The following is a 25,729-nucleotide window of genomic DNA, read 5'->3' on the forward strand; positions in this document are numbered from 1 at the left end:
GGCTTGGCCCTTGCCCGGCAGCCCGATCACGGTTAGGACCCTCACCATACGGGTGCAACCGAGACGGAGAGCGACATGCGACTGGGCGGGCGAATGGCCGGAGCCATCGAGGTTCTGGCAGACATAGAAGCGCGCAAACGGCCGGTCGCCGACGCGCTCAAGGATTGGGGCCTGGCGCATCGTTTTGCCGGTTCCGGCGATCGCGCCGCTATCGGCAACATTGTTTACGACGCGCTCCGGATGCGGCTTTCGCATGCCTGGCTTATGGATGATGACGGCCCTGTCGCGCTTGCCTATGCGGTCCTCATCCGTCAGTGGGGTCTGACGCCGGAAATCCTGGCCGCCGAGTTTACCGATGACCGCTTCGCGCCGCCGACACTTGCCGAAGCGAACCTCTCGGCCCTCGCCTCTCGCAAGCTCGAAGACGCCCCCCTCCATGTGCAGGGCGACATCCCCGACTGGATTCAGCCTTCTCTCGAAGCCAATTTCGGCGAGGACTGGCTGGCGGAGGCCAAGGCGCTGGCCGAACGCCCCACCCTCGATCTCCGGGCCAATACCCTGAAGGCATCCCGTGAGAAGGTCGTGAAGGCGCTGGAACGCGCCGGTGCAAAACCTTCGCGCATCGCCCGAAACGGCATCCGGATCGCCGCCGGCGAAGGCGCATCCCGCCTGCCGAACGTGACCGCCGAGCTTTCGTTCCAGAAAGGCTGGTTCGAGGTTCAGGACGAGGGCTCGCAGATCGTTGCCGACCTGGTGCATCCCGGTGAGCACGACCAAGTGCTGGATTATTGCGCCGGCGGTGGCGGCAAGACCTTGGCGCTCTCGGCCGCCATGGGCAACAAGGGCCAGATCCATGCCTATGATGCCGACCGCAAGCGACTTGCGCCGATCATCGAGCGGCTGCGGCGGGCGGGTACCCGCAATGTGCAGGTACATGACGATCCGCGACAGCTCGAAGCCTTGAAGGGCAAGCTGCATGCGGTTCTCGTCGACGCGCCTTGCACGGGCACGGGCACCTGGCGGCGCCGGCCGGACACGAAATGGCGGCTGACGGCGAAGAACCTCGAAGAGCGCATCGCCCAGCAGCAGGAGGCGCTCTCGGAGGCAGCAGCCTTCGTGAAGCCGGGCGGCGCGCTTCTCTACGTCACCTGTTCCATATTGCCCGAGGAAAACGACACGCAGGCCGCCCGCTTCTGTGCCGAGAACCCGGAATTCTCCATCATGCCGGCGCTCGAAACCTGGGAGGAAGTCTTCGGCAAGGATGCCCCTAAGCCACGCTCGAAAGACGAGCGCACCGTAACACTCACTCCCGCAAGTACCGATACGGACGGCTTTTTCTTCTGCCGCATGCAACGCAAGGTTTGATCCGCCTTGAAGCGGATCAAGTATACTTCACTCTTTCAAAGTATTCTAAACTAGATAGTTTGACACCAGTTTGCATTTGCGCGATGACACGCCGGGCAGCGCGAAATTTCCCGTTGCGAAGGAGAGGGACAATGATCCGCAAGACCGTTCTCGGCGCCGCCATGGCGCTGCTCGCCGCCTCGGCGGCGTTCACCGTCGCGCCCGCGCAGGCGGCGACCGATGCCGCCGCCGTCGTGAAGCACTACACCGAACTGGCGCATGCGAAATACGAAGATTCGCTGACGACCGCCAAGGCCCTCGATGCTGCGATCGATGCCTTCCTGGCAAAGCCGAGCGAAGAGACGCTGAAGGCGGCGCGAGCCGCCTGGATCGTCGCGCGCGTTCCCTACCAGCAGACGGAAGTCTACCGCTTCGGCAATCCGATGGTCGACGAGTGGGAAGGCAAGGTGAACGCCTGGCCGCTCGACGAGGGCCTGATCGATTATGTCGATGCCTCCTACGGCACCGAAAGTGACGAGAACACCCTTTATACCGCCAATGTCATCGCCAATCCGAAGGTGACGATCAACGGGGAAGAGATCGACGCGACCAATATCACGCCCGAGCTCATCCGCAGCCTGCACGAGGCGGGCGAGATCGAGGCCAATGTCGCGACCGGCTATCACGCCGTCGAGTTCCTGCTGTGGGGGCAGGACCTTAACGGCACCGGGCCGGGCGCGGGCAACCGGGCCTATACCGACTACGACAAGGCCAATTGCACGAACGGTAATTGCGACCGCCGCGCCGCCTATCTGAAGGCTGCCTCCACGCTGCTCGTCTCCGACCTGGAGGAGATGGCCGCGGCCTGGGCCCCGGACGGCGAGGCCACGAAGGAAGTGGAAGCCGATCCCAAGGCCGGCCTCACCGCGATCCTGACCGGCATGGGCTCCCTCTCCTATGGCGAGCTTGCCGGCGAACGCATGAAGCTCGGCCTGCTGCTGCACGATCCGGAAGAGGAGCATGACTGCTTCTCCGACAATACCTACGCCTCGCACCTCAATGACGCGATCGGCATCAAGTCGGCCTACACGGGCGAATATGTCCGGATCGACGGCACGAAGCTCACCGGTCCCTCGCTTTCGGAGCTCGTTGCGGCCAAGGATGCCGCGCTCGACACCGAGGTGAAGGGCAAGCTCGACGCCACGCTTGACGCCATGAACGCCATGGCCGACCGCGCCCAGAAGATCGAGGCCTATGACCAGATGATCGGCGAAGGGAATGCCGAGGGCAACGCCGTCGTGCAAAAGGCGATCGACGGATTGATCGACCAGACCCGGTCGATCGAGCGCGTCATCGCATCGCTGGATCTCGGTACGGTCACCCTCGAAGGCTCCGACAGCCTCGACAATCCCGACGCTGTTTTCCAATGAGATGAAGAGGCCGGTCGCGGTATCCTCAACTACCGCGACCCGATGAATGATGAGAACGCCCAAAGCCGCACTGTTCCTGTTGCCCGTTCTTTCGGGCGTTCTCTTCCTTGCGCCGCTTGTCGCCGGCGGCGGAGAGGCGCTTTTTCCCACCGAACGTACCGATCTCAACCCGAAGGACCGCAAACGGGTCGAGAGCGTGACGCGTCCCGCCTCGGACTTTTCCAAACCAGAACAATTCGAGCGGATGCCGGCGGGTGCTGCGACCAGCAAGGCGATCGTCAACGGCGACGCCTTCTCGCATTTCTCCGCCAATCTCACCTTTGCCGAGGAAGAGACTTTCAAGCTCGGCAATGCGCTCTTCACCAAGCTCTGGGTTTCCTCTCCGTCTTCCACCCAGGCCTCCGACGGCCTGGGGCCACTCTTCAACGCGCGGGCCTGTCAGAGCTGCCACCTGAAGGACGGGCGCGGGCACCCGCCGGAAGGCTCGACGGATGCGACCTCGATGTTCCTGAGGCTGGCCCGGCCGGCGCGAACCGAGGAAGAGAAACGGGCAATCGCCAATCATGAAAAGCTCAATTTCGCGGATGCGACCTATGGCGAGCAGCTCCAGGATGCTGCGGTTCCCGGCCTGAAATCCGAAGGCCGCATGCAGATTACCTATGAGGAAACTCCCGTCACGCTCGGCGACGGCGAGGTGGTTTCCCTGCGCAAACCGACCTATTCGGTTTCCGATCTCGCCTATGGGCCGCTCGAGGCCGATGTGACGCTTTCGCCGCGCGTTTCACCGCCGATGATCGGCATGGGTCTCATCCAGGCCATCCACGAAGCCGATATTCTCGCAAAAGCCGATCCGGACGATATCGACCATGACGGCATTTCCGGCAGGCCGGCTTTCGTCCGCGATCACCGCACTGGCGGGTTGAAGCTCGGCCGCTTCGGCTTCAAGGCCCAGAATGCCTCGATCCGCGACCAGACCGCTTCCGCCTTTGCAGGCGATCTCGGCATTTCCACGCCGGACAGGCCCGTGAGCCATGGCGACTGCACCGAAGCACAAACCGCATGCCTCGCCATGCCAACTGGGGTACAGCCACGTCTCGGCGATACGGAGGCACCCGATCCGGTGCTCGACCTGGTCAGCTTCTATTCGGAGAACCTTGCAGTTCCCCTCCGGCGGGATCTCGATGATCCGACCGTGCTGCATGGCAAGGAAATGTTCTATCAGGCGGGCTGCACCTCCTGCCATACGCCGAAATTCGTGACCCGCCGCGACGCGGGAAACAAAGCGCATTCCTTCCAGCTCGTCTGGCCCTATTCGGATTTCCTGCTGCACGACATGGGCGACGGCCTTGCCGATGGCCAGCAGGTGGGCGTGGCAGACGGCCGCGAGTGGCGCACCCAGCCGCTCTGGGGCATCGGGCTTACGCAAACCGTCAACGGCCATACCTTCTTCCTGCATGACGGGCGGGCGCGAAACCTTACCGAGGCCATTCTCTGGCATGGCGGGGAAGCGACAAAAGCGCGGGATGCCTTTGCCGCACTTCCCAAGGATGATCGCGCAGCCCTCATTAAATTCCTGGAGTCGCTCTGATGCGTAAACTGCTTGCCGCTGGTCTCGTGGCACTCCTTCCTTTCGGCACTCTTGCGCAGGATGCCAATCCTTCCGGTGCCGTCGTGCTGACCGACGAGGGGGTCGGCGCGGTGATGGCCGCGGCGGTCGATGGTTTCATCCGCCCCGGCTACCGGGATTTTCACGCGGCCTCCGGACGACTGTCGACGGCGATGAGCGCGCTTTGCAGCTCCCCCTCCCCCGAAACCTATGAAGCGGCGAAATCGGCTTTCGTCGAAACGGCAGGACGCTGGGCGCACATCGAGGTCGTGCGGGTGGGACCGGTGATCGAGCAGAACCGTTTCGAACGCATCCTCTTCTATCCCGACCGCAAGAGCACCGGCCTCAAGCAGGTGCAGGCAATCCTTGCGAAGCCGGACGAAAGCGCCACCTCGGCCGAAACGCTGGCCGACAAGAGCGTCGCCATGCAAGGGCTCGGCGCGCTGGAATACCTGCTTTTCGGGACGGGTTCGGAAACACTGGGGGCGGAGAAGAACGCGTTCCGTTGCCGTTATGGTGCTGCAGTCGCGGGAAATATCGAGAGCATCGCCGCCGAGCTTGCCTATCTTTGGGACCGGCCGGACGGCATCCAGCAGGCCTGGAAACATCCGGGGCCGGACAATCCCGTTTTCCGCGACAGGCGCGAGGCGATCACCGCGCTTCTCGGCATTCTCGTCCACGGCGCCGAGACCGTGCGGGACCAGCGCATCGAGACCTTCTACAAGGGCCCCGACAGCGCCAAATTTCCGCGACAGGCGCTCTTCTGGCGATCCGCAAATACCTGGACCATGGTCAAAGGCAATCTGGAAGGACTGGATGCCCTGATGAAGAGTTCCGGCATGGTCAACCTGCTCAACGAAGACGAGCGCTCCATCATCTCTTCGATCGACTTCGTCATGAAGTCGATGATCCGGGTGGCCGGCACCATCGATCCGGATGTCGAAAAGGCTGTTGCTGACCAGACCGAACGTCAGAAGCTGGATTTCCTGCTGTTGAACGGCCGCGATCTCATCACCCGTCTCAACAATGGCTACGGCAGCGCGATCGGCCTTACCTCCGGCTTTTCCTTTTCGGATGGGGACTAGAAAACCATGTGGCGCGGGGAGGCCCTGGATCGGCGTGGTTTTCTGAAAGCGGCGGGTCTTGCCTTCACCGCCGCGCTTTCACCACGCTCCCTGATGGCGCTCGAACGCGCCGATGCGGTCTATGCCGCCGGTTTCAAGGCGCCTGACGGTTCCTTCGGCATCGCGACGGTTTCCGAACGGGGCGAGATCATCGACCGGGTGGCTCTTCCCGCGCGCGCCCATGGAATGGCCTACAGCGCTGCGGCCGGCCGAGTGGTGGCCTTTGCCCGCCGGCCCGGCACCTTCGCCATGATATTCGATCCATCGCGGCAAGCGGAGCCCGTCATCATCAGTTCGCCGGAAGGTCGGCACTTCTATGGTCACGGGCATTTTTCACCGGACGGCGCGCTCCTCTACACAAGCGAGAACGATTTCGACGGCAATCGCGGCATGATCGGCATCCATGATGCCCACGACGGCTTCCGCCGCATCGGCGAGTTCGACGCCCATGGCATCGGCACCCACGACATGACCGTTTCCGACGACGGCACGATGCTGGTCATCGCCAATGGCGGGATCGAAACGCATCCGGATTTCGGGCGCACCAAGCTCAACCTCGACCGCATGGAGCCTTCCCTGGTACTGCTCGACGCCAGGACCGGCGCGCTCATCCAGCGACACGGCCTACCCGCCCCGCTTCGCCAGCTTTCAACCCGCCATCTCGATATCGCCGACGACGGCCACATCTGGTTCGCCTGCCAATGGGAGGGCGCGCGCAACGAGCTGCCGCCACTTGCCGGCTGGTTCGCCAAGGGCGAAGACCTTTCCTTCATTTCCCTGCCGGAGGAAACGACGATGCGGCTCGGCAATTATGTGGGGGCGATCGCAGTCAATCGCCGCGAAGGCCTCGTCGGCCTCACCTCGCCCGTCGGAGGCGCCGCCGTGACGCTCGATGCCCGCACCGGCAGGGTGCTGAAGGAGGAAATCGTGCAGGATGCCGCCGGTGTCGCTCCTGCCGCGCATGGTATCGCGGTCTCCTCCTATGATGGCCGGTTCAACGAGACCCGCAGCGAAGTCGCCTGGGATCAGCATATCGTGCGGATAAGCTCCTGATCTTCTTCCAAACCGGTTTTTTAACCGCTTGCCGAAGCCTTTTCGACATGCCAGTTTTCGCGCCTGCGAAAGGATGAGAGATGGACGGAACGGATACCGGCGATTTCCGCGAGCGCGTGCAGCAGAGTTTTGGCCGCCAGGGAGCGATGGCGATGCTCGGCGCGGAACTGACACGCGTCGAACCTGCGATGGTCGAGATCGAGCTACCTTTCGATCCCAAGCTCACGCAACAGCATGGCCTGCTGCATGCGGGCGTGATTTCGGCCGCTCTCGATGCCGCCTGCACCTATGCCGCCTATACGACGATCGCACCCGATGTCTCGATCCTTACCATCGAGTTCAAGGTGAACCTGATGTCGCCAGGGCGCGGCGAGCGCTTCCTTTTCCGCGGCGAAATCACCAAGCCGGGCTCCACCATCATCGTCGCCGACGGACGGGCCTATGCAATCAGCGACGGCCCGGCCAAGCTGATCGCCTCCATGACGGGCACGATGATGGCGATCCGCGGCAGACAGGATCTCATCGGATGACATTTCCCTCTTCCCCAAGCGTGCTGAAACGGGTCGGCGACCGTTCCATCCTCTTCGTTATGGCGGTGGACGCGGAATACGGTCCCGCGCTCAAGGCCCGCATCAAGCCGCTGATGACCGGCGTCGGGCCAGTTGAAGCCGCCGTGGTGCTCTCCCATGCGCTGACGAAGCTGGAGGCGGCGGCAAGGCTTCCCGATCTCGTCGTCTCGCTCGGCTCCGCCGGCTCGCGCAACCTCGAACAGACCGAAATCTACCAGGTTACCTCCGTCGCCTATCGCGACATGGACGCCTCGCCGCTCGGCTTCGAGAAGGGCTGCACGCCGTTCCTCGATCAACCCGCAACCGTCCCGCTGCCGATACGCATTCCCGGTATTCCGGAAGCCTCCCTTTCGACGGGTGCGAACATCGTCTCGGGCGCCGCCTACGATCTCGTCGATGCCGACATGGTGGATATGGAAACCTTTGCGGTGCTGCGCTGCTGCCAGCTTTTCAACCTGCCACTCATCGGCCTTCGCGGCATTTCCGATGGGAAGGAAGAGCTGAAGCATGTCGGCGACTGGACCGAATACCTGCATGTGATAGACGGGAAACTGGCAGAAGCCGTCGATCGCCTGACGGAGGCGCTGGAAAGCGGCGATTTGGCCTTCTGAGACAGTTGCAAGAAATGCAAGTTTTCTTTAAAGGCTCGCCATGACCCAGATAGCCCATCCCGACAGCATCCTCATCATCGATTTCGGCAGCCAGGTGACGCAGCTGATTGCGCGCCGCATCCGCGAATCCGGCGTCTACTGCGAGATCCATCCGTTTCAGAACGCGGCCGAAGCCTTCGAAAAGCTGCAGCCGAAAGGCGTGATCTTTTCCGGCGGCCCCGCCTCGGTGACAGCCGAAGGCAGCCCGAGGGCGCCACAGGCGGTATTCGACAGCGGCGTGCCGATCCTCGGCATCTGCTACGGCCAACAGACGCTTTGCCTGCAGCTCGGCGGCGAGGTGGAAGGCGGACATGCGGCGGAGTTCGGCCGCGCCGACGTGGAGATCAGGGCGGCAAGCCCGCTGTTCGATGGCTTCTGGGAATCCGGAAAGCGCTATCCCGTCTGGATGAGCCATGGCGACCGTGTCACCAAGCTTCCTGAGGGCTTCGAGGTTATCGCGACCTCGGAAAACGCGCCGTTCGCGATCGCCGCGGACGAGAGCCGTCATTACTATTCCACCATGTTCCATCCGGAAGTGGTGCATACGCCGGATGGCGCGAAGCTTCTCTCCAATTTCGTGCACAAGATCGTCGGGTTGAAGTCGGACTGGACGATGTCCGCCTACCGCGCCGAGATGATCCGCAAGATCCGCGAACAGGTCGGCAAGGGGCGGGTGATCTGCGGTCTTTCCGGCGGTGTCGATTCTTCCGTTGCGGCCGTGCTCATCCACGAGGCGATCGGCGACCAGCTCACCTGCATCTTCGTCGATCACGGCCTGTTGCGGATGAACGAAGCGGAAGAAGTCGTGAAGATGTTCCGCGACAACTACAACATCCCGCTCGTGCATGTGGATGCGTCCGACCTGTTCCTCACCGAGCTTGCCGGTGTCTCCGACCCGGAACTGAAGCGCAAGACGATCGGCCGCCTGTTCATCGAGGTCTTCGAAGCGGAAGCCAGCAAGATCGCCGAGGACGGCAAGGGGGCACCCGCCTTCCTCGCCCAGGGCACGCTCTATCCGGATGTGATCGAAAGCGTCTCCTTCTCCGGCGGACCTTCGGTCACGATCAAGAGCCACCACAATGTCGGCGGCCTGCCCGAGCGCATGAACATGAAGCTCGTCGAGCCGCTTCGCGAGCTCTTCAAGGACGAGGTGCGCGCGCTCGGCCGCGAGCTCGGCCTTCCCGACCAGTTCATCGGCCGCCACCCCTTCCCGGGTCCGGGGCTTGCGATCCGCTGCCCCGGCGGCGTGACGCGCGAGAAGCTCGACATCCTGCGCAAGGCGGACGCGATCTATCTGGACGAAATCCGCAAGGCAGGCCTCTATGACACGATCTGGCAGGCCTTCGCCGTGCTTCTGCCGGTGCAGACCGTCGGCGTCATGGGCGACTACCGCACATACGATTTCGTCTGCGCGCTACGCGCGGTCACTTCGGTCGATGGCATGACGGCGGATTTCTATCCGTACGACATGAACTTCCTCGGCCGGACCGCGACCCGCATCATCAATGAGGTGCGCGGCATCAACCGCGTCGTCTACGACGTGACCTCCAAGCCGCCCGGCACGATCGAGTGGGAGTGAAAGCGGCCGTCAGGCCCATCCCAACCTTCGCGACTTTGTGGCCTATTCGGTCGCGCGCTGCTCGAAGACGTTAGCGCGCGACCAGTTCTCGGCGTCGATCACACAGCCGTAGATCGATTACTGCTCCTTCTTGAACAAATCCTGGAAGATGAGCTGGCCCCACGTGCGGCCGCGTGCGTGCACCAGCGCGCCACCCTCGTCGAGCTTTCCCAGCTTGACGGGTGCGAACCCGAGTTGTTTGGCCAAGTCCGCCACGGGAGCGATCGCGTCCTCGTCGTCGCTCGACAGGAATACGACCCGGTGCCCGCCCTCGACGAGGGGATCGGCAGCCAGGGTGGCCGCAACCAGGTGATTGAAACCTTTCACGAACTTGGCGCCGGTGAACGACTTTGCGACGAAGGCGGAGGACGGGAGGCCGTCCAGCTCTTCAGGGGGAACGCCATACGTGTTCATCGCGTCGATGATTGTCTTGCCTTCCCAGTTCGGCAGCGCCTTCGCAACCTCGCGATGTTCCCAGAACGGGACCGCCAGGATGATTGTGTCGGCCTCGAGTGCGTCCCGCAGCGACCTGGCGACGACCATGGGTCCAATCGCCCGAGCCTGCGGCGCCAACGCCTCGGGCGGACGGCGGCTCGCGACAGTCACGTCGATGTTCCTACGGGCGAAGGCGTGGGCGAGGGCCTGCCCTATCTTACCGAATCCAATAATCGCATAGCTCATAATAATTCTCCGATCCGTGTTTGCGTGAATTCAGATGGCCGAGAAGCCGCCGTCGACGTTCAACTCCATCCCATTCACGAAGCTCGAATCGTCTGAAGCAAGAAACAGCGCGACCGCCGCGATTTCCTCGGGACGACCCATCGTTCCCCGCGGGATCAGGGATTCGAACATCAGCTTGGCCTCCTCGGTGAGAACCTGGTCCTGCATCGGTGTGGCGATCGGCCCCGGGTGCAGCACGTTCACCCGGATATTCCTGCCCTTCAATTCGTTAAGCCACCCGCGTGCGAATGCGTGCAACGCCGCCTTGCTCGCCGCATACACGCTGTAACCGGGAAAACCTTTCAGCGAAGCAACCGACCCGGTCATGAAGATCGATCCGCCATCGTTGAACAGCGGCAGCGCCTTTTGCACCGTGAACAGCGTGCCGCGCGTATTCAGGCCGAAGGTCGTATCGAAATGCTGCTCGGTTATCTCGCCCAGCGGGACGGCTTCGCCCCAGCCGGCGCTCGCGTACAGGATATCGATCTTGCCCTTTTCCCGTTTGACTATATCGAACAGGCGATCAAGGTCGTCGAGATTGGACGCGTCGCCGCGCACGCCGGTTACGTTCCGGCCGATCAGCTTGACGGCCTGGTCGAGCGCCTCCTGCCGCCGGCCCGTGATGAAAACATAGGCACCTTCTTCAACGAACCGCTTGGCGCTCGCCAGCGCCATGCCGCTCGATCCACCCGTGACGACTGCAACCTTACCTTCAAGCTTTCCCATGATTTCTCTTTTGCTCCGTCTTTGGTTGTTCGGGGACAACGCCCCGAGAACCTCCAAGTAGGTCCGCCGGAGTCAGGCGTTGAGTGCGGAAGCACGCACATCGGTGGTGCAAAATCGATCCGGCTGGACGACTGACGCCCAGCCGCGTCCGCCATTCGGAATTGGGCCGCGCTCGTCGACACAAGTTATGATGACCGCCCATACTGCTTACTGTACGATGCGTCAGATACGGCTTTGGAAGGCGCACCATGTGGTGCCGGATTGCACCATGATCGACTGGGATGACATTCGCTATTTTCTTGCCGTGGCGCGCGGAGGTTCAGTGCGTTCTGCCGCAGAGGGCCTCGGGGTGTATCACTCGACCGTGCTGCGACGCATCGCACAACTGGAGGAACGGCTCGGGGCGCAGATGTTCGAAAAGCTGCCTTCGGGCTACCGCCTGACGGCTGCGGGCGAGGAGGTCCTCGAACTCGCCAACCAGATGGAAGCGTCGTCGCACCAGCTGGAGACGCGCGTCTTCGGGCGCGACCAGAGCGCGCGCGGACTTCTACGGGTGACGCTGCCACCGTTTCTCGCAACACATCTGCTCATGCCGGACTTCGCCGATTTCGCGCGTATGCATCCGGACATCGAGATGGAAATCCTGCCGTCGGGCGAGGTGGCGAACCTCACCAATCGGGAGGCCGACGTGGCGATCCGCATAGTCTCCGACCGCAGGACCCTGCCGCTCAATCTTCACGGGCTGAAGGGACCGGAGCTGTTCGGCGGCGTCTACATATCCCGCGACCGACTGGCCGCGTGGCGTGCGGGCGCGCCCGATCCCATCCGGCGGATCGTCATAAATACCCGCAGAATCCCGGACTGGGCCCGCGGGGGTGAGGTTCGTACCACGGGGGTTTCATTCAGGACCCCGGACGCCGAGGCGCAGATCGTTGCGGCACGGCAAGGGATCGGAATGACGACGCTGCCGTGCTTCGTCGGAGATGCCGACCCACTACTGGTGAGGGTGCCGGGCACCGACCCGCACATGTATGGAACGCTCTGGCTTCTCACACAGGGGGAGACACGCAAGACGAAGCGCGTGCGGCTCTTCACGGAGTTCGCATCCGGCAGGCTCGCCGCGTACGCTCCGCTTCTCGCGGGGCTGTCCCTATCGCGCGACTGACGGCCGGCAGGTCGCCGTCGACGCTTGCCGTAATCCGGTCGAAAGCCGAGCTGCGATCGCTTGAAGTGGCGTCATGGCGCCTGGGACGTAACTCCGATCGAGATGAGCCAGGCCAGGATTTCGAGCACGAGAACCACCAGGCCAATCTCAAGCGCGATACGGATACGCTGGATGATGCGCCAGTTGCTGCTCATGTCCGCCTTGATCTGCAGAGCAAGCGAGCGATGGATTACGGACATGCTCGCCTTGCTGTCCTGGTCGATATACCGGGCCAGCAAATCTCCCGGATCGAATCGGAACGTGTAATTGTAATAGGGCCACAGGATGAACGCGGCGAAGCATCCGATGAGGAACAACAGGATCAGCGCCATCCAGTCCCACGGGCCGACGCCGTCTCTCAGCGCGGCCGTGCCGAGGAGCGAAGTCGCGAATGCGGCCGCGAAGATCAGATTGCCGCCTCTGGCATTCAGCGATTCGACGACCTGCTGTTGATGCTGGAGGCCACGCACGGCCTCCTGGTACACGAATGCAAGCCGCGGATCGTCATCGACGGTTTCATGAAGCTCTTTTCCTGCGGAAGAACTCATTGATGCGGCCTTGGTGATGCGGCGAGCGCCTGGGTCAACATGGCAATGAGGCTGGCGAACGCGGCGCGCTCATCCGGCGCATGATCCGGATTCAATTCCGTCAGCGCGAGCGCATGCCAGTTCGGTGCCTTCAGCAGGACAGTGAGAACCTTTCCGAGCTCAAAGAGTTCGAGCCCGGTATCGCGCGCGCCATAGCGAACGTTCTCGGCAATCGGGAAGGACGTAAACGCGAGTATATCGATATCGATATGAACGAGCAGGCGATCAAACCGATGCCCCCAGGCTTTTGCCCGTTCGGCCGCGGCCGTGGGGTCCGCCTTTATTTCAGCCAGGGCAATGTGCTGAATGTCATTGGCAGCAATGGTCCTTGCCTCCGGCGCCGTGATCTCGTGAGGGCCGAAGAGCAGCACATCGGAGGGGTGCAGCATCGGCCGCCTCGATGCGAGACCGCTGAGGTCCGCGAGTGCGCCGGGCAGATCGAGCATATGCGCGATCCCCGTCCAGTCGAGAGCGCCTTCGGCGGTTTCCGGCACGTTGAGGTCCGCATCGCCATCGATGTAGATCAGTCCGACCGAGGCGCCGTCAGCCAAGGCTCCGGCAACGACCCCCAGCCCGATCGTGCAATCGCCGCCTAGGACGAGCACCGCCCCGCCATTCGCCATGGCGCGGGACACCTCACGGGACACCGCCTCCGCCGCGTCGCGAACAGCCGCCAGGTTCATCGCATTTGGGTTATCAGGATCGGGACGCCAACGAAAATGGGGTATATCGGCCAGATCGGTAACCTGCCATCCGGTCCGCTCCAAGGCCGGCACCAATCCATGACGTCGAAACGCTTCGGGCGCCTTCTCCTGGCCGGGAGCATAGGCCCCGGCGCTTGTAGGCGCTCCAATGAGGGCTAGGCGATTGCTCATGGTCCGCACCGGCCTTCTCCGGGACAAAGATTCGAGCTTGGGCGTAGTCCGCACATATATAGAGAGGGAAACCCATATTGCCCGTGAGAAATCACACGCGGAACGGAGAAGGACCCGTGCTGTTCCAAGACATTTGTAAGGATCGGCGCGATGACCTTGGACATCCCTGTGGAGAGCATGCTTCCCGGCCGACGAGGCCGTTTACCCTTCCGAGCTTTTGAGTCTACAGGAGTTTCCTTCGCCCGGCCCGTCATTTATGACAGTTTTGTGACAACCCGGACACGACCCAGAAGGAACGAAGATGCTGAGCCTGTTCAGAAAGCTTTTGCCGCGCGAGGATCGCTTCTTCGACCTCTTCGAGCAGCATGCGCGCATGGTCGTAAGCGCTGCCGAAGCTTTGAACCAGCTACTGTCCGGCACGGATATCGAGGGCAATTGCGCTCGGATCGTCAAACTCGAGGACGAGGCGGACGAGATCACCCGTCAAGTGCTGCTCGCCGTGCGCCGCAGCTTCATTACGCCCTTCGATCGAGGCGACATCAAGGATCTCATCCAGTCCATGGATGATGCCATCGATATGATGCACAAGACCGTGAAGACGATCCGGCTCTACGAGCAGACGAGCTTCGATCCCGGCATGCAGGAAATGGGCAAGGCGGTGGTCGAGGCCGCTCACCTGATCGCGGAGGCGATACCCCTGCTCGACAGGGTCGGCACCAATGCCCAGCGCCTCAGCACGATTGCCGAGGACGTGACGCGGGTGGAGGGCCGTTCCGACGATCTTCACGACCACGGCCTCAAAGACCTCTTCCATCGCTATGGGGCGACGGGCAATGCCATGGCTTATATGATCGGCAGCGAAATCTATGGTGAGCTGGAAAAGGTCGTCGACCGCTTCGAGGACGTCGCCAACGAGATCAGCGGCATCGTGATCGAGAACGTCTGATGGATGCGACGCTCGCCTTTCCCCTGCTCGTCGGCCTTATCGGCATCGCGCTCTTCTTCGATTTCCTGAACGGGCTGCATGACGCGGCGAATTCCATCGCCACCATCGTCTCGACGCGGGTGCTGAGGCCGCAATATGCGGTCTTATGGGCGGCTTTCTTCAATTTCATCGCCTTCCTGTTCTTCGGCCTGCATGTGGCAGAAACGCTCGGCACCGGTATCATCGATCCGGGCATCGTCTCGCCCCAGGTGATCTTCGCGGCGCTGATGGGCGCGATCCTCTGGAACATCATAACCTGGGTCTTCGGCATTCCCTCGAGTTCATCGCATGCGCTGATCGGCGGTCTTGTCGGTGCAGGGCTCGCCAAGGTCGGCTTCAGCTCGATCGTCTGGGCCGGCCTTCTGAAGACCGTGGCGGCGATCTTCATGTCTCCGGCGATCGGCTTTTTCCTGGCGCTGATGTTGATCCTCGCGGTCTCCTGGCTCTTCGTGCGGCAGACGCCGTTCGCGGTGGACAGCACCTTCCGGGTGCTGCAATTCGTCTCCGCCTCGATGTATTCGCTCGGACACGGCGGCAACGACGCCCAGAAGACCATGGGCATCATCGCTGTGCTCCTGTTTTCGCAAGGATATCTGGGCTCCGAATTCCACGTGCCCTTCTGGGTGGTCATCACCTGCCAGGCAGCCATGGCGCTCGGTACGCTCTTCGGCGGCTGGCGCATCGTGCACACGATGGGATCGAAGATCACCAAGCTCAATCCGATGCAGGGCTTCTGCGCCGAAACCGGCGGCGCGTTGACGCTCTTCGGCGCGACCTGGCTCGGCATTCCCGTCTCGACGACCCACACTATCACCGGTGCGATCATCGGGGTCGGCGCGGCACGGCGCGTTTCGGCAGTTCGCTGGGGGCTGGCCGGCAACATCGTCATCGCCTGGATCGTCACCCTTCCCTCCGCGGCGCTGATCTCCGCCTGCTTCTACTTCATCGCAAGCGCGTTGAGCTGACGAAGTCGCTGTTCCGGCAAGAAACGGGTTGATTTGAAGTCTCCCACGCGTGATCCTGCCGGTCATGCAAGGGAGGCCATGTCATGAGCGATAAGGCACACCATTACCATATCTTCGAAACCGCCGGCGGCTATTGCGGCATCGCCTGGAGCGAGGCCGGCATCACGCGCTTTCAGCTTCCGACGAGTAGCGCGCAATCCACCGAGCGCCTGTTGCTGCGCCGGCTTTCGGGAGGCCGCCCCAGCCGGCCGACGCCGCCGGTGGAGCAGGCCATCGCGGCAGTGAGACGCTACTTCCAGGGCGAGCAAATGGATTTCTCCGCTGTGGCGCTCGATCTCGAAGGACAGGACGAGTTCTTCCGTACCATCTATGCGGCAGCCCGGCGTGTCGGCTGGGGCCACACCACCACCTATGGCGCGCTCGCAAAAGAGATCGGCGCAGGACCGGAGGTCGCGCGCGATGTCGGCCAGGCCATGGCGAAAAATCCGGTTGCGCTCATCATTCCTTGCCATAGGGTGCTGGCGGCCGGCGGCAAAATCGGCGGCTTTTCGGCACCGGGCGGCTCCGGTGCGAAAATGCGCATGCTGGAGCTGGAAGGAGTACGGCTCGGGCCGCCGGAACCGGCACAGCAATCGCTGGGCTTCTAGCCAATCCTCGGGAGGAGTGCGGATGGCAAAATTGCGGGTGGGGATGATAGGGCTCGGCATGGGCGCGGGGCACCATGCCCGCAGCCTGAAAGACCTTTCCGACGAGATCGAATGCGTGGCGGGTTATAGTCCCACCGCAGCGCGCCGGGAGGCATTCACCGAGAAATACGGCCTGCCGGTCACCGCCGATCTCGACGGCATGTTCGCCGATCCGAGCATCGACGCGATCATGATCATCACGCCCCCCAACACGCATCTGGAACTCGTGCGACGCGCGGCGTCGGCAGGAAAGCATATTCTTCTGGAGAAGCCGCTGGATATCACGCTCGAGCGGTCCGAAGCGATCGTAGAGACAGCGCGCAATGCCGGCGTGACGCTGGGGGTAGTGCTGCAGAACCGCTTCCGTCCCGGCATACTCGCACTTGCCGAAGCCGTCGCCTCAGGCAGGCTCGGAGAGATCGTGGAGGCTTCGGCCGCGATCCGGAACTGGCGCCCGCAGAGCTATTACGATGAGCCGGGACGCGGCACGAAGGCACGTGACGGCGGCGGCGTACTCTTGACCCAAGGCATCCATACGATCGATCTTCTGCTGAGCCTTGCGGGCACCCCGAAGGAGGTCGCCTCCTTCGTGCGCACGAGCCCGATCCATAGGATGGAGACGGAGGATCTCGTAACGGCCACCTTCACTTATGCAAACGGTGCGATCGGGACGCTGAACGCCACAACTTGCGCCTATCCGGGCCTGCCTGATCGCATAGAACTGATTGGGACGAAGGGGACGGCCGTCTTTTCGGGCAACAGGCTCGAGGCCGCATTTATGGACGGCACGACGCTGAAGAAAGGGGAGGATGAGACGGGTTCCGGCAGCGGGGCCGATCCCATGGCTTTCGGGCATGGGCTGCACCGAGCACTAATAGCGGACTTCGCGTCCGCCATACGGGGAAACCGTCCGCCGAAAGTGACGGGCGAGGATGCGCTGAAGGCGCATCGCTTCATCGAGGCTATTCTTCGCGCCTCGAAATCTTGAGCCGGCACCGTTTCACCAGAGCAAAAACGGTGCGCTCACAAGCCGGGAAGGCCCGGCTGACGTCTTCAGCCGATCTTCGCGAAGGCCTTCGGGTCGATGCCGAGGGTTTCGAGATCGTGCCTCTTCGGGGTACGGCGACCTTCGACAGCAGCGGAAACAGAGACCGCAGCGCCGAAGACGGCGATGGCGCGGCCGAGGAAGCCGCCACGGACATTGTAATTCTGTACGGGCATGGAAGTTTCCTTTCTTCGTTGCCCTGTATATGTGGCCGGCGGCGGCTTTGTGCAACGCACAACTGAACAAGGGAGCCATGCAACTGCGGCATGGCCATGGCGTGCCCGGTCGGCACTTGCCTATCGAGCAGGCATGTTGCTATCCCTCTGTTGTTCACCGAGGGAGAGAAAGCGTGACGATCACCATCTACGGCATCAAGAACTGCGACACGATGAAGAAGGCGCGGAACTGGCTCGATGCGAAGGGTCTCGCCTACCGGTTTCACGACTACAAGGCCGAGGGTATCGACCGCGCCCATCTCGATAAATGGACGGAGGAAGCCGGGTGGGAGACCGTGCTCAACCGGGCCGGCACGACCTTCCGTGCATTGGATGAGGCGAAGAAGGCCGGTCTCGATCGTGAGAAGGCGATCGCACTGATGCTGGAACAGCCATCCATGATCAAGCGCCCGGTGCTGGAGGCTAGCGGCAAGCTCATCGTCGGCTTCAAGCCGGAAATTTACGAAGGCCTCTTCGCCTGATGTCCAGGTCGACCCGCGCTACGCAGGTTCTTTCCAAGGCCGGCATCGCCTTCGAGACTGTTACCTACGACTATGATCCCGATGCCGAACGGATCGGGCTGCAGGCGGCCGAAGCGATCGGTGAGGAGCCGCGCCGGGTTCTGAAGACATTGATGGCCATGGTGGACGGAAAGCCGGTCTGCGTCGTCGTGCCTTCGGACCGGGAGGTGTCGATGAAGAAGCTGGCCGCTGCCTTCGGCGGCAAGTCCGCCAGCATGATGAAGCCGGCCGACGCAGAACGCGCGACCGGCTATCACGTCGGCGGCATCAGTCCCTTCGGCCAGAAGAAGCAGGTACCGACAGCCATTGAAGTTACCGCGCTCGAAGAGACGCATGTCTATATCAATGGCGGACAGCGCGGATTGCAGGTCCGGCTCGATCCGCGAGCCGCACGCGACATCCTGAAGGCCATCGCAGCACCGCTTATTGCCGACTGAGGTTCTGCGCTTCAATTACGCCGCAAAGCGCACTAAGTTTTCCGGATCACCAAACTCGAGAGCAGGCCGATCATGAACATTCACGCCGACGTCAAGACAGCAGTCGACCCACGCAAACTGGAAAAACTGGCGGAGGTGGCCATTCAAGTCGGCCTGCAGCTGCAGCGGAACCAGGATCTCGTCATCACCGCGCCGCTGGCGGCCCTGCCGCTGGTGCGCCTCATCACCAAACACGCCTACATGGCCGGCGCCGGCCTCGTCACCACCTTCTATTCCGATGAGGAAACCACGCTTGCCCGCTACGCCCATGCTCCCGATGCGAGCTTCGACAAGGCCTCGGGATGGCTCTACGACGGCATGGCCAAGGCTTATGAAGGGGGTGCCGCGCGGCTGGCGATCGCCGGCGACAATCCGATGATGCTGGCGGGTCAGGACCCGGCCAAGGTAGCGCGCGCCAACAAGGCGAATTCCATGGCCTACAAGCCGGCGCTGGAGAAGATCTCCAACTTCGACATCAACTGGAACATCATCTCCTATCCGAACCCCTCCTGGGCGAAACAGGTGTTTCCCGAGCTTTCCGAGGAAGAGGCCGTGCGAAAGCTGGCCGACGCGATCTTCGCGGCCTCGCGCGTCGATCTGGACGATCCGGTCGCAGCCTGGAAGGAGCACAATGCAAACCTCAAGAAGCGGTCGAGCTGGCTGAATACCGAGCGCTTTGCGTCGCTGCATTTCACCGGTCCGGGTACGGACCTGATCGTCGGCCTCGCGGATGGGCACGAATGGCATGGCGGGGCCTCGACTGCCAAGAACGGCATTACCTGCAACCCGAACATCCCGACGGAAGAGGTCTTCACCACGCCGCATGCTCTGAAGGTGGAAGGTCACGTTTCGAGCACCAAGCCGCTGTCGCACCAGGGAACGCTGATCGACAACATCCAGGTGAAGTTCGAGGGCGGCCGCATCGTCGAGGCCAAAGCCTCCAAGGGCGAGGAAGTGCTGAACAAGGTGCTCGATACGGACGAGGGCGCGCGCCGGCTGGGCGAAGTGGCGCTGGTGCCGCATTCCTCACCGATCTCGAAGAGCGGCATCCTCTTCTACAACACCCTCTTCGATGAGAACGCCTCCTGCCATATCGCGCTCGGCCAATGCTATTCGAAATGCTTCCTGGACGGCGCTTCGCTGAACCAAGAGCAAATCAAGGCGCAGGGCGGCAATTCCAGCCTCATCCATATCGACTGGATGATCGGCTCCGATCAGGTCGATATCGACGGCATCCGTGCTGACGGCTCGAAAGTGCCGGTCATGCGCAAGGGCGAATGGGCCTGATCAGCTTTCGTCACGATTGACGGAATGTAGTTTATAAACTACATCCCGTCCGTGTTCGAGCTCAAACAAACGGAAATATTTCGCAAATGGCGCATGCGCCTCAAGGACGAGCGCGCACGCGCGATGATCGCTTCGCGATTGGACCGGCTGGCTTTCGGGCATGCAGGTGACGCTGCTCCGGTCGGAGACGGTATCAGCGAGTTACGGATTCACTATGGTCCTGGCTACCGCGTGTACTTCGAGCGACGTGCTGATCGTTCTTCTCTGTGGTGGCGACAAAAGCAGCCAGGCTCGGGATATCAAGCTTGCGAAGAAGCTTTCCCAGGAATGGAGTGAATGATGGCCGAGAAACTTTCAAACTACGATCCTGCCGAGGATCTCAGCTCGGATGAAGCAATCGCCATCTTCATGGCTGAAGCCTTTGAAACGGAAGATGCCGCCTATATCGCACATGCACTCGGCGTCGTTGCCCGGGCCAAGGGTATGACGCAGATCGCCAAGGATACCGGCCTCTCGCGCGAGCAACTCTACCGGTCTTTCAGTGCGACCGGCAATCCGACGCTCAAGACAACAATCGCGGTCATGAAATCACTTGGAATAGAACTCACAGCAAGGGTGCATTCCTGATATCAGGCGACAATCGAACCCCGGTCAGAAAAGGCTGCCCTGCTTCGGGGCATCATCGCCAGCCGATTCCGACTTTGATGCTCGCTTCTTAGGCTGCGGCGGGAGAGGTTTTTCCCCAGCCGCGCCCGGCTCACTGGTGATGGCGGCTATTCGGCCGTCAGCGAACTCGATCGCGACGGCAAGCCCTTCGCCGATGCCAGCGGCGCGCGTCAAGGGCTTGTCGTCCTCGCCGCGCACCACGGCATAGCCGCGATTCAGCACGTTCTTATAGGAAAGCGATTGCAAAACGCGATCCTGCGCGGTGATCGCCGACCGGCTGCGGATGAGCGTATGCGAAATCGCGGTATCCGCATGACGGGCGAGAGCGGAAAGGTGCTGCCGTTCTCTTTGCAGGTGGCCGGTCAGCCGGGCCGGGAGCGCTCCTAACGAGGCTTCGGCCCTCGCCACACGACCGCGCTCCTTCAAGAGATGGCGCTCCAGGCAGCGTTCGCTTCGCAGCAGCCGATCGGCAAGCAGTTGGCGGTGCTGGGCAAGACGGTTCGTGAGAAGTTCAAGACGCAGGCCGCTGGATGCCCTTTCGAAACTGCGGCGCTTGACCACCGTCGTCCGCTCCAAGGCGCGGCCAAGATTGGCGGCCGCCTCATCGAAGCGGCGGCGCGGCAGGGCCAGCAGCTGGTCGAGCGAAGGTAGAGCGCGGACGAGCGCACGGACGGACTGCCGACGGATATCCATCTGCCGGCTTGCGGCCCCCCGAAGCCTTGCGGCGAGGCTTGCCACCTGCGCATCCAGTTCCGCCTTCACCGGCACGGCCATTTCGGCGGCGCCCGTGGGCGTCGGCGCGCGCATATCCGCCGCGTGATCGATAAGCGTCCAATCCGTTTCGTGGCCGACCGCCGAGATCAACGGAATTTCGCTTGCCGCGGCGGCGCGCACCACGGCCTCGTCGTTGAAACTCCAGAGATCTTCGAGGCTGCCGCCACCGCGCGCGACGATCAGCACGTCCGGCCGTTTCATCGGACCGCCCGGCTCGATCGCGTTGAAGCCGCGGATCGCGGCCGCCACCTCATCGCCGGAGCCCTCCCCCTGCACTTTCACCGGCCAGACGATGACGTGCACCGGGAAGCGGTCCGAAATGCGGTGGAGGATATCGCGGATGACGGCGCCGGTCGGGGAGGTCACCACGCCGATCACACGCGGCAGATAAGGCAAACGCCGCTTGCGGTTCTGGTCGAAAAGGCCCTCGGCGGCGAGCTTGCGCCGCCTCTCCTCCAAGAGCGCCATCAGCGCGCCGGCGCCCGCCGGCTCCAGATGATCGATGACGATCTGGTATTTCGAGGAGCCGGGGAAGGTCGTCACCTTGCCGGTCGCGATCACTTCCATGCCCTCTTCCGGCCGGAACTTGATGCGCGGAAACGTGCCCTTCCAGATTACCGCATCGATACGGGCGCGGTCATCCTTAAGAGAGAAGTAAGCATGACCGGAAGAATGCTGGCCGCGATAGCCGGAAATCTCCCCGCGCACCCGCACATGGTCGAAGGCCGTCTCGACGGTCCGCTTGATCGAACCGGAGAGTTCCGAGACCGAGAATTCGGTCAGGTTAGTGGGCGAATCATTCGCAGGAAACGTGTTCATCACCCTTGTTTATCGGAAGAACGCGGCGAATTCACCAGCGGAGTGGGAAGCAGAAACCGATATCGCCTCACGCGCCGGACGAGAGGGCACACGGGGCAGATCCAGGCTCCTCTACCAGATTATGCCCGCAGTTTTTCCGGTGGTTCATGCAACTTTTTCTTAGCATCTTTCTTTAAAGGTGATGCTATTATCCCAATTGGGAGGATATGTACTTGCTACTCTTGACCGCTACAGCGATCGGCTTCTGTGCCGGATTGATGCGATCGGCCTTTGCCGTCGCATTGAGCGCGATGCTGGTCGTCCTCACCTTCGCGGCAGCCTCGATCCTCTCCGATGGTCCCTGGATCTTCGGCAATCTCTTGATCGCGATCCTCGGCTATAATCTCGGCATCATCAATCTACTTGCCGGCATGGTGCTGATCGATCGGCTGCGCTCGGCATAAGCCATTCGCCCCTACTGAGCGGGCAAAACCCGAAACAACCGGAACTCGCCTTGCCCCTCCCCGCCGATCGGCTGGAGATAGGCAGGCACCTCGCCGCGCGCGAGAGCGGCATAGAGACCGCCCGGCTTCAGTTTCATCAGGTTCTGCGTCTGCGGATCGGCGGCGCAGAAGGCGAGCAGGGTCACGCCAGCCTGATGTAAAAGTGCCTCGGCTTTCTGCGGCGTAGCAAGGCCGATATGCAATTCTGCCAGCATGCCGCCCTGGTTGCGGTGATACGGTGCTGCGAGCACCCGGTGCGGCGTATAGCGCAAGATGGAGGCGCCGCTGTTTGAGGGGGCTGCAACGACACCAGGCGGAAGCTCTGCCAGCGCCTCCATATCGGCCGCGCTGCGGCAATCGCCCACCTCGTCCGTATTGGTGCCCTGAGAGGAGAGCATCTTTATCTCGATACTGTCCACCCCTTTGACCGCGAGCGCACCGGCAAGCCCCCAGACCACAGGCACCGAGGCAAGCACCGTCAAAACATAGGGAAGCGCCAGGCTCATGTTCTCCGGATCGGCCTGTGTTTGGCGGCGAAGATCGGCGATCAGCAGGGAGAGCGGCAGAATGCTCATCAAGTTTGCGAAAAAGGCGCCGCGCACCTGGATCGCCGCCACACCCCAGGAGACGAGAAGGAGCGCGAAGAACACGAGATGGAATTCCACCCGCTCCCCCTGGGCCGCCCGGAAAAGGCAGGCGGCCATCGCAAAAAGACCCACCGCATAGAAGCCGCCGACCACGGCGGCATCCGACCTCATTTCCGAAAGCAGCGATTGCGCTTCGGTGACCGAATTCAGCCAGAGTTCCACCAGCATAGGGTCGAGGCTGCCGAGCGGATCGCCCAGGCATTCTGGCGCAACCAGCCTGGCGACGCCGAGCAGCATGATGCCGACACTTCCGATGAGGCCGAACCTCGCCGTTCGTGGCAGCCTGGCCGGCAGACACGCCAGCAGGGCTAATGAGACGCCTCCAAGCGCACTCAGCGCATAGAAGCCGAACGAGAGGCTGTCGCAGGTGACGGCCGTATACCGGGCGGGCGGGACGGTGAGGAAGAAGCATGCCGAAACGGCAAGCGCCAGCCCGAGGCCAAAAGCTCGGGCCGATGCCGCGAAGGCAGGTCCATGCCAGGCCCATTGCAGCACGACGCAAAGGCAGGCGACCGCAACGAAGGGCATGGTTTCCGCACCGATGGCGATGGCGAGGGCCGCGGCAGTGCCGGCGATCGCGTAACTCGAGATCCGCCTTTCCGGATCGGCCAGCATGGCGGCGATCCACATGGCAAGCACGAGCTGGACATTATGATGATCGATGGCGCCGGGTGCGAAACGAATGCAGGTGAGCAGGAAAATCGATCCCAGGCCGAGCGCAATATGCATCATCTGGCTACCGCCGATCCGCCGCGCGGCAATTCCCAGCGGGATCAGCAGCAGCGGCACCAATAGAAGCGGCCATATCGCGAGCGCTGCGGCTTCGGCCTCAAGGGCCGGCAGAAATAATGAGAAAAGACGGATCAGAAGCGCGATCGGCAGATCGACGAGGCGCGACCAGTGCATCGGTGTGCCGCCGGCAAGGCCGAGACGATACTGCATCAGATCGAACCAGCCCTGCCCCGCGAGGAGATCGCGCACCTGAACAAGACGCATGACATCGTCGTTGTCGCGACCGACATAGTCCTCGGCTGCCGGCAGAGCCATCAGAAGGATCAGCCCGACCGTGACGACGGAATAGGCAAGCGCCATCGACACGGGCCTTGTCGTCAGCGGTCTCCCGATCCGTTCCGCCGATCCCGCTTCAGCCATCATGCCCGCCATTTTCGTGCCCTTCCCGGAATGCGCGAAACTTAGATTTAACCTTCCCAAGAAATAGTAAAACCTGCAGCGCTGGCGGGTCCCGCGTTCCGATTTTCTTGCGTTCTCCGAGTGGAAATCATGACCGACGCCGTTTCCAGCCAGTATGACATCGCCATTCTGCTGCCCTGCTACAATGAAGCGGCAACCATCGGCACCGTCGTACGTGATTTCCGCGAGGCCTTGCCGCAGGCGCGCGTCTATGTCTACGACAACAATTCCACCGACGGCACGGCGTTGCAGGCCATGCTTGCGGGCGCCCTCGTCATGCGCGAGCGGCGACAGGGCAAGGGCCATGTGGTGCGCCGCATGTTCGCGGATATCGATGCCGACATCTACATCATGGCCGATGGCGACGGCACCTATTCGCCCCAGGATGCCGAAGAGCTTGTCCGCACGCTCATGACCGAACGGGCCGACATGGTGGTCGGAACGCGGCGGGGCGTACAGGCCGATGCCGGCAGGCAAGGGCATGCGGCGGGCAACCGGCTCTTCAATCTTCTCTACCGCTCGATCTTCGCCCGCGATTTCACCGATATCTTTTCCGGCTACCGCGCCTTTTCTCGCCGCTTCGTGAAAAGTTTCCCCGCCGTTTCAGCCGGTTTCGAGATCGAAACGGAAATCTCGGTGCATGCCTCGCGGCTGAAGCTGCCGGTGAGCGAAATCGAGCTCGACTACGGCCGCCGGCCGGAAGGCTCGCATTCGAAGCTCTCAACCTTCCGGGACGGCGCCAAAATCCTCTGGATGTTCGCCATGCTGATGAAAGAGACCCGCCCCTTCGCCTTCTTCGGCGCCATCAGCGGCGCCTTCATGGCCGCAAGCCTCGCCTTCATGGCGCCGGTGCTCCTGGCTTATTTCCAGACCGGGCTCGTGGAACGCATGCCGACATGGGTCTTCTCACTGGTACTGATGCTGATTTCCTTCCTGATCTTCACGGCCGGCCTCATCCTGGATTCCCTCTCCAGGGCACGCTCCGAACAGTTGCGCATCCACTATATGAACATATCGGAGCAATCGCAGAGACGGGAAATCGGAAGGCACTCGCCGCCTGCTGGGCACGCCAGAAAGATCGACGCCGCATGAAGCGGCTCCTCTGGTTCATGGTCGCCGGCGGCAGCGGCTTCCTCATCGACGCGGGGGTGACCCTGGCGCTGATCGCGTGGACGCCTGCCGGGCCTTACATCGCCCGTGCAATCGCGATCTTCGTTGCCATGGGCTTCACCTGGTTCTTGAACCGCAGCTACACTTTTGGCCGCTCCAGTCATTCCCTCGCTATCGAGGGCATCCGCTACTGGGCGGTCGGCATCACAGCGGCGCTGGTCAACTACGTGGTCTATTCCGCGCTTCTATATCGCGCGCCGGTACTGCAGCCGCTCGTGGCGATCGTCTTCGCCTCGCTTGCAGGAATGGCCTACAGCTTTTTCGGCTATTCGCGCTTCGTGTTCCGCAGGTAAC

27 protein-coding genes and 1 pseudogene are annotated in these 25,729 nt (G+C 62.3%); 21 read left to right on the plus strand and 7 right to left on the minus strand.

What is annotated here, in order from left to right; genetic code table 11:
* Positions 1–75 precede the first annotated feature (75 nt).
* From ACE04I_RS16270 to guaA, 8 genes are all read left to right on the plus strand, one after another.
* Positions 76–1,365, plus strand: coding sequence for an RsmB/NOP family class I SAM-dependent RNA methyltransferase (locus ACE04I_RS16270; protein ID WP_046794017.1), 1,290 nt, complete (start codon positions 76–78; stop codon positions 1,363–1,365).
* Between the two features lie 131 nt (positions 1,366–1,496).
* Complete coding sequence (locus ACE04I_RS16275) at positions 1,497–2,774, plus strand: imelysin family protein (RefSeq protein WP_046794016.1); 1,278 nt, start codon at positions 1,497–1,499, stop codon at positions 2,772–2,774.
* Positions 2,775–2,820: 46 nt separating this feature from the next.
* Entirely contained in the window at positions 2,821–4,362 is a 1,542-nt protein-coding gene (locus ACE04I_RS16280; RefSeq protein ID WP_046794015.1) for a di-heme oxidoreductase family protein, read from the plus strand.
* Positions 4,362–5,465: an imelysin family protein gene (locus ACE04I_RS16285; RefSeq protein ID WP_046794014.1), complete on the plus strand. Its 1,104-nt coding sequence runs from the start codon at positions 4,362–4,364 to the stop codon at positions 5,463–5,465. The genes ACE04I_RS16280 and ACE04I_RS16285 overlap by 1 nt, the downstream gene beginning before the upstream one ends.
* 6 nt (positions 5,466–5,471) lie before the next feature.
* Positions 5,472–6,557 (plus strand): DUF1513 domain-containing protein, encoded by a 1,086-nt coding sequence (locus tag ACE04I_RS16290; protein WP_046794013.1) that lies wholly within the window; start codon positions 5,472–5,474, stop codon positions 6,555–6,557.
* Positions 6,558–6,637: 80 nt separating this feature from the next.
* On the plus strand, positions 6,638–7,087 hold the full coding sequence (locus ACE04I_RS16295) for a PaaI family thioesterase (protein ID WP_046794012.1): 450 nt from the start codon (positions 6,638–6,640) through the stop codon (positions 7,085–7,087).
* Positions 7,084–7,737, plus strand: coding sequence for a 5'-methylthioadenosine/S-adenosylhomocysteine nucleosidase (locus ACE04I_RS16300; RefSeq protein ID WP_046794011.1), 654 nt, complete (start codon positions 7,084–7,086; stop codon positions 7,735–7,737). Before ACE04I_RS16295 ends, ACE04I_RS16300 begins: the two co-directional genes overlap by 4 nt.
* A 40-nt stretch (positions 7,738–7,777) precedes the next feature.
* Positions 7,778–9,355 (plus strand): glutamine-hydrolyzing GMP synthase, encoded by a 1,578-nt coding sequence (gene guaA, locus ACE04I_RS16305; RefSeq protein ID WP_046794010.1) that lies wholly within the window; start codon positions 7,778–7,780, stop codon positions 9,353–9,355.
* Positions 9,356–9,472: 117 nt separating this feature from the next.
* Here the strand turns inward: guaA and ACE04I_RS16310 are convergent, their stop codons facing one another.
* On the minus strand, positions 9,473–10,075 hold the full coding sequence (locus tag ACE04I_RS16310) for an NADPH-dependent F420 reductase (protein ID WP_046794009.1): 603 nt from the start codon (positions 10,073–10,075) through the stop codon (positions 9,473–9,475).
* A gap of 30 nt (positions 10,076–10,105) precedes the next feature.
* Positions 10,106–10,840 carry an SDR family NAD(P)-dependent oxidoreductase gene (locus ACE04I_RS16315; RefSeq protein ID WP_046794008.1) on the minus strand — a complete coding sequence of 245 codons (735 nt, stop codon included), beginning with the start codon at positions 10,838–10,840 and terminating at the stop codon, positions 10,106–10,108.
* Positions 10,841–11,108: 268 nt separating this feature from the next.
* Between ACE04I_RS16315 and ACE04I_RS16320 the strand changes: the two genes are divergently transcribed.
* Entirely contained in the window at positions 11,109–12,005 is an 897-nt protein-coding gene (locus ACE04I_RS16320; RefSeq protein WP_046794007.1) for a LysR family transcriptional regulator, read from the plus strand.
* 71 nt (positions 12,006–12,076) lie between these two features.
* Here the strand turns inward: ACE04I_RS16320 and ACE04I_RS16325 are convergent, their stop codons facing one another.
* Together ACE04I_RS16325 and ACE04I_RS16330 are read right to left on the minus strand one after the other, a co-directional pair.
* A complete protein-coding gene (locus ACE04I_RS16325) occupies positions 12,077–12,592 on the minus strand; it encodes a hypothetical protein (protein ID WP_046794006.1) in 516 nt (171 codons plus the stop codon).
* Positions 12,589–13,506, minus strand: a complete 918-nt coding sequence (locus ACE04I_RS16330) for an arginase family protein (protein WP_046794005.1) — start codon at positions 13,504–13,506, stop codon at positions 12,589–12,591. The genes ACE04I_RS16325 and ACE04I_RS16330 overlap by 4 nt, the downstream gene beginning before the upstream one ends.
* Positions 13,507–13,807: 301 nt before the next feature.
* Here ACE04I_RS16330 and ACE04I_RS16335 point away from each other — a divergent pair, with 301 nt between their 5' ends.
* The 4 genes from ACE04I_RS16335 to ACE04I_RS16350 all read left to right on the plus strand — a co-directional run bounded on the left by ACE04I_RS16335 (position 13,808) and on the right by ACE04I_RS16350 (position 17,130).
* The gene (locus tag ACE04I_RS16335) at positions 13,808–14,452 is read left to right on the plus strand and encodes a DUF47 domain-containing protein (RefSeq protein ID WP_046794004.1); all 645 of its coding nucleotides are present in this window, start codon (positions 13,808–13,810) and stop codon (positions 14,450–14,452) included.
* Positions 14,452–15,456 carry an inorganic phosphate transporter gene (locus tag ACE04I_RS16340; protein ID WP_046794003.1) on the plus strand — a complete coding sequence of 335 codons (1,005 nt, stop codon included), beginning with the start codon at positions 14,452–14,454 and terminating at the stop codon, positions 15,454–15,456. The genes ACE04I_RS16335 and ACE04I_RS16340 overlap by 1 nt, the downstream gene beginning before the upstream one ends.
* 83 nt (positions 15,457–15,539) lie before the next feature.
* Positions 15,540–16,103 (plus strand): methylated-DNA--[protein]-cysteine S-methyltransferase, encoded by a 564-nt coding sequence (locus tag ACE04I_RS16345; protein ID WP_046794002.1) that lies wholly within the window; start codon positions 15,540–15,542, stop codon positions 16,101–16,103.
* Between the two features lie 22 nt (positions 16,104–16,125).
* Positions 16,126–17,130, plus strand: coding sequence for a Gfo/Idh/MocA family protein (locus ACE04I_RS16350; protein WP_046794001.1), 1,005 nt, complete (start codon positions 16,126–16,128; stop codon positions 17,128–17,130).
* A gap of 65 nt (positions 17,131–17,195) precedes the next feature.
* Here the strand turns inward: ACE04I_RS16350 and ACE04I_RS16355 are convergent, their stop codons facing one another.
* Positions 17,196–17,363 (minus strand): hypothetical protein, encoded by a 168-nt coding sequence (locus ACE04I_RS16355; RefSeq protein ID WP_170986298.1) that lies wholly within the window; start codon positions 17,361–17,363, stop codon positions 17,196–17,198.
* Positions 17,364–17,536: 173 nt separating this feature from the next.
* Between ACE04I_RS16355 and ACE04I_RS16360 the strand changes: the two genes are divergently transcribed.
* The 5 genes and pseudogenes from ACE04I_RS16360 (at position 17,537) to ACE04I_RS16380 (ending at position 20,313) form a co-directional block, all read left to right on the plus strand.
* On the plus strand, positions 17,537–17,884 hold the full coding sequence (locus ACE04I_RS16360) for an ArsC family reductase (RefSeq protein ID WP_046794000.1): 348 nt from the start codon (positions 17,537–17,539) through the stop codon (positions 17,882–17,884).
* Positions 17,884–18,360 carry a Cys-tRNA(Pro) deacylase gene (gene ybaK, locus ACE04I_RS16365; protein WP_046793999.1) on the plus strand — a complete coding sequence of 159 codons (477 nt, stop codon included), beginning with the start codon at positions 17,884–17,886 and terminating at the stop codon, positions 18,358–18,360. Before ACE04I_RS16360 ends, ybaK begins: the two co-directional genes overlap by 1 nt.
* Before the next feature lie 72 nt (positions 18,361–18,432).
* A complete protein-coding gene (locus ACE04I_RS16370; protein WP_046793998.1) occupies positions 18,433–19,686 on the plus strand; it encodes an aminopeptidase in 1,254 nt (417 codons plus the stop codon).
* 51 nt (positions 19,687–19,737) lie between these two features.
* Positions 19,738–20,026, plus strand: a pseudogene (locus ACE04I_RS16375) (type II toxin-antitoxin system RelE/ParE family toxin).
* A complete protein-coding gene (locus ACE04I_RS16380) occupies positions 20,026–20,313 on the plus strand; it encodes an addiction module antidote protein (RefSeq protein ID WP_046794327.1) in 288 nt (95 codons plus the stop codon). Before ACE04I_RS16375 ends, ACE04I_RS16380 begins: the two are co-directional and overlap by 1 nt.
* Before the next feature lie 24 nt (positions 20,314–20,337).
* Here ACE04I_RS16380 and xseA read toward each other — a convergent pair whose 3' ends face one another.
* Positions 20,338–21,945, minus strand: a complete 1,608-nt coding sequence (gene xseA / locus ACE04I_RS16385; RefSeq protein ID WP_046793997.1) for an exodeoxyribonuclease VII large subunit — start codon at positions 21,943–21,945, stop codon at positions 20,338–20,340.
* 212 nt (positions 21,946–22,157) lie between these two features.
* Here xseA and ACE04I_RS16390 point away from each other — a divergent pair, with 212 nt between their 5' ends.
* Complete coding sequence (locus tag ACE04I_RS16390; protein WP_046794326.1) at positions 22,158–22,388, plus strand: hypothetical protein; 231 nt, start codon at positions 22,158–22,160, stop codon at positions 22,386–22,388.
* 11 nt (positions 22,389–22,399) lie between these two features.
* On the opposite strand, the gene ACE04I_RS16395 is transcribed toward ACE04I_RS16390, so the two are convergent.
* Positions 22,400–24,238 carry a hypothetical protein gene (locus ACE04I_RS16395; RefSeq protein WP_137326626.1) on the minus strand — a complete coding sequence of 613 codons (1,839 nt, stop codon included), beginning with the start codon at positions 24,236–24,238 and terminating at the stop codon, positions 22,400–22,402.
* Positions 24,239–24,355: 117 nt separating this feature from the next.
* Here ACE04I_RS16395 and ACE04I_RS16400 point away from each other — a divergent pair, with 117 nt between their 5' ends.
* Positions 24,356–25,357: a glycosyltransferase gene (locus ACE04I_RS16400; RefSeq protein WP_046793996.1), complete on the plus strand. Its 1,002-nt coding sequence runs from the start codon at positions 24,356–24,358 to the stop codon at positions 25,355–25,357.
* On the plus strand, positions 25,354–25,728 hold the full coding sequence (locus ACE04I_RS16405) for a GtrA family protein (RefSeq protein WP_046793995.1): 375 nt from the start codon (positions 25,354–25,356) through the stop codon (positions 25,726–25,728). The genes ACE04I_RS16400 and ACE04I_RS16405 overlap by 4 nt, the downstream gene beginning before the upstream one ends.
* Position 25,729 lies beyond the last annotated feature (1 nt).

The sequence above is a fragment of the Rhizobium moroccans genome, assembly GCF_057559155.1.

Coding starts and splice junctions, on each gene's coding strand:
- ACE04I_RS16270 (WP_046794017.1), top strand. CDS start 76: ATGCGACTGGGCGGGCGAATGGCCGGAGCCATCGAGGTTCTGGCAGAC.
- ACE04I_RS16275 (WP_046794016.1), top strand. CDS start 1,497: ATGATCCGCAAGACCGTTCTCGGCGCCGCCATGGCGCTGCTCGCCGCC.
- ACE04I_RS16280 (WP_046794015.1), top strand. CDS start 2,821: ATGATGAGAACGCCCAAAGCCGCACTGTTCCTGTTGCCCGTTCTTTCG.
- ACE04I_RS16285 (WP_046794014.1), top strand. CDS start 4,362: ATGCGTAAACTGCTTGCCGCTGGTCTCGTGGCACTCCTTCCTTTCGGC.
- ACE04I_RS16290 (WP_046794013.1), top strand. CDS start 5,472: ATGTGGCGCGGGGAGGCCCTGGATCGGCGTGGTTTTCTGAAAGCGGCG.
- ACE04I_RS16295 (WP_046794012.1), top strand. CDS start 6,638: ATGGACGGAACGGATACCGGCGATTTCCGCGAGCGCGTGCAGCAGAGT.
- ACE04I_RS16300 (WP_046794011.1), top strand. CDS start 7,084: ATGACATTTCCCTCTTCCCCAAGCGTGCTGAAACGGGTCGGCGACCGT.
- guaA (WP_046794010.1), top strand. CDS start 7,778: ATGACCCAGATAGCCCATCCCGACAGCATCCTCATCATCGATTTCGGC.
- ACE04I_RS16310 (WP_046794009.1), bottom strand. CDS start 10,075: ATGAGCTATGCGATTATTGGATTCGGTAAGATAGGGCAGGCCCTCGCC.
- ACE04I_RS16315 (WP_046794008.1), bottom strand. CDS start 10,840: ATGGGAAAGCTTGAAGGTAAGGTTGCAGTCGTCACGGGTGGATCGAGC.
- ACE04I_RS16320 (WP_046794007.1), top strand. CDS start 11,109: ATGATCGACTGGGATGACATTCGCTATTTTCTTGCCGTGGCGCGCGGA.
- ACE04I_RS16325 (WP_046794006.1), bottom strand. CDS start 12,592: ATGAGTTCTTCCGCAGGAAAAGAGCTTCATGAAACCGTCGATGACGAT.
- ACE04I_RS16330 (WP_046794005.1), bottom strand. CDS start 13,506: ATGAGCAATCGCCTAGCCCTCATTGGAGCGCCTACAAGCGCCGGGGCC.
- ACE04I_RS16335 (WP_046794004.1), top strand. CDS start 13,808: ATGCTGAGCCTGTTCAGAAAGCTTTTGCCGCGCGAGGATCGCTTCTTC.
- ACE04I_RS16340 (WP_046794003.1), top strand. CDS start 14,452: ATGGATGCGACGCTCGCCTTTCCCCTGCTCGTCGGCCTTATCGGCATC.
- ACE04I_RS16345 (WP_046794002.1), top strand. CDS start 15,540: ATGAGCGATAAGGCACACCATTACCATATCTTCGAAACCGCCGGCGGC.
- ACE04I_RS16350 (WP_046794001.1), top strand. CDS start 16,126: ATGGCAAAATTGCGGGTGGGGATGATAGGGCTCGGCATGGGCGCGGGG.
- ACE04I_RS16355 (WP_170986298.1), bottom strand. CDS start 17,363: ATGCCCGTACAGAATTACAATGTCCGTGGCGGCTTCCTCGGCCGCGCC.
- ybaK (WP_046793999.1), top strand. CDS start 17,884: ATGTCCAGGTCGACCCGCGCTACGCAGGTTCTTTCCAAGGCCGGCATC.
- ACE04I_RS16370 (WP_046793998.1), top strand. CDS start 18,433: ATGAACATTCACGCCGACGTCAAGACAGCAGTCGACCCACGCAAACTG.
- ACE04I_RS16380 (WP_046794327.1), top strand. CDS start 20,026: ATGGCCGAGAAACTTTCAAACTACGATCCTGCCGAGGATCTCAGCTCG.
- xseA (WP_046793997.1), bottom strand. CDS start 21,945: ATGAACACGTTTCCTGCGAATGATTCGCCCACTAACCTGACCGAATTC.
- ACE04I_RS16395 (WP_137326626.1), bottom strand. CDS start 24,238: ATGGCGGGCATGATGGCTGAAGCGGGATCGGCGGAACGGATCGGGAGA.
- ACE04I_RS16400 (WP_046793996.1), top strand. CDS start 24,356: ATGACCGACGCCGTTTCCAGCCAGTATGACATCGCCATTCTGCTGCCC.
- ACE04I_RS16405 (WP_046793995.1), top strand. CDS start 25,354: ATGAAGCGGCTCCTCTGGTTCATGGTCGCCGGCGGCAGCGGCTTCCTC.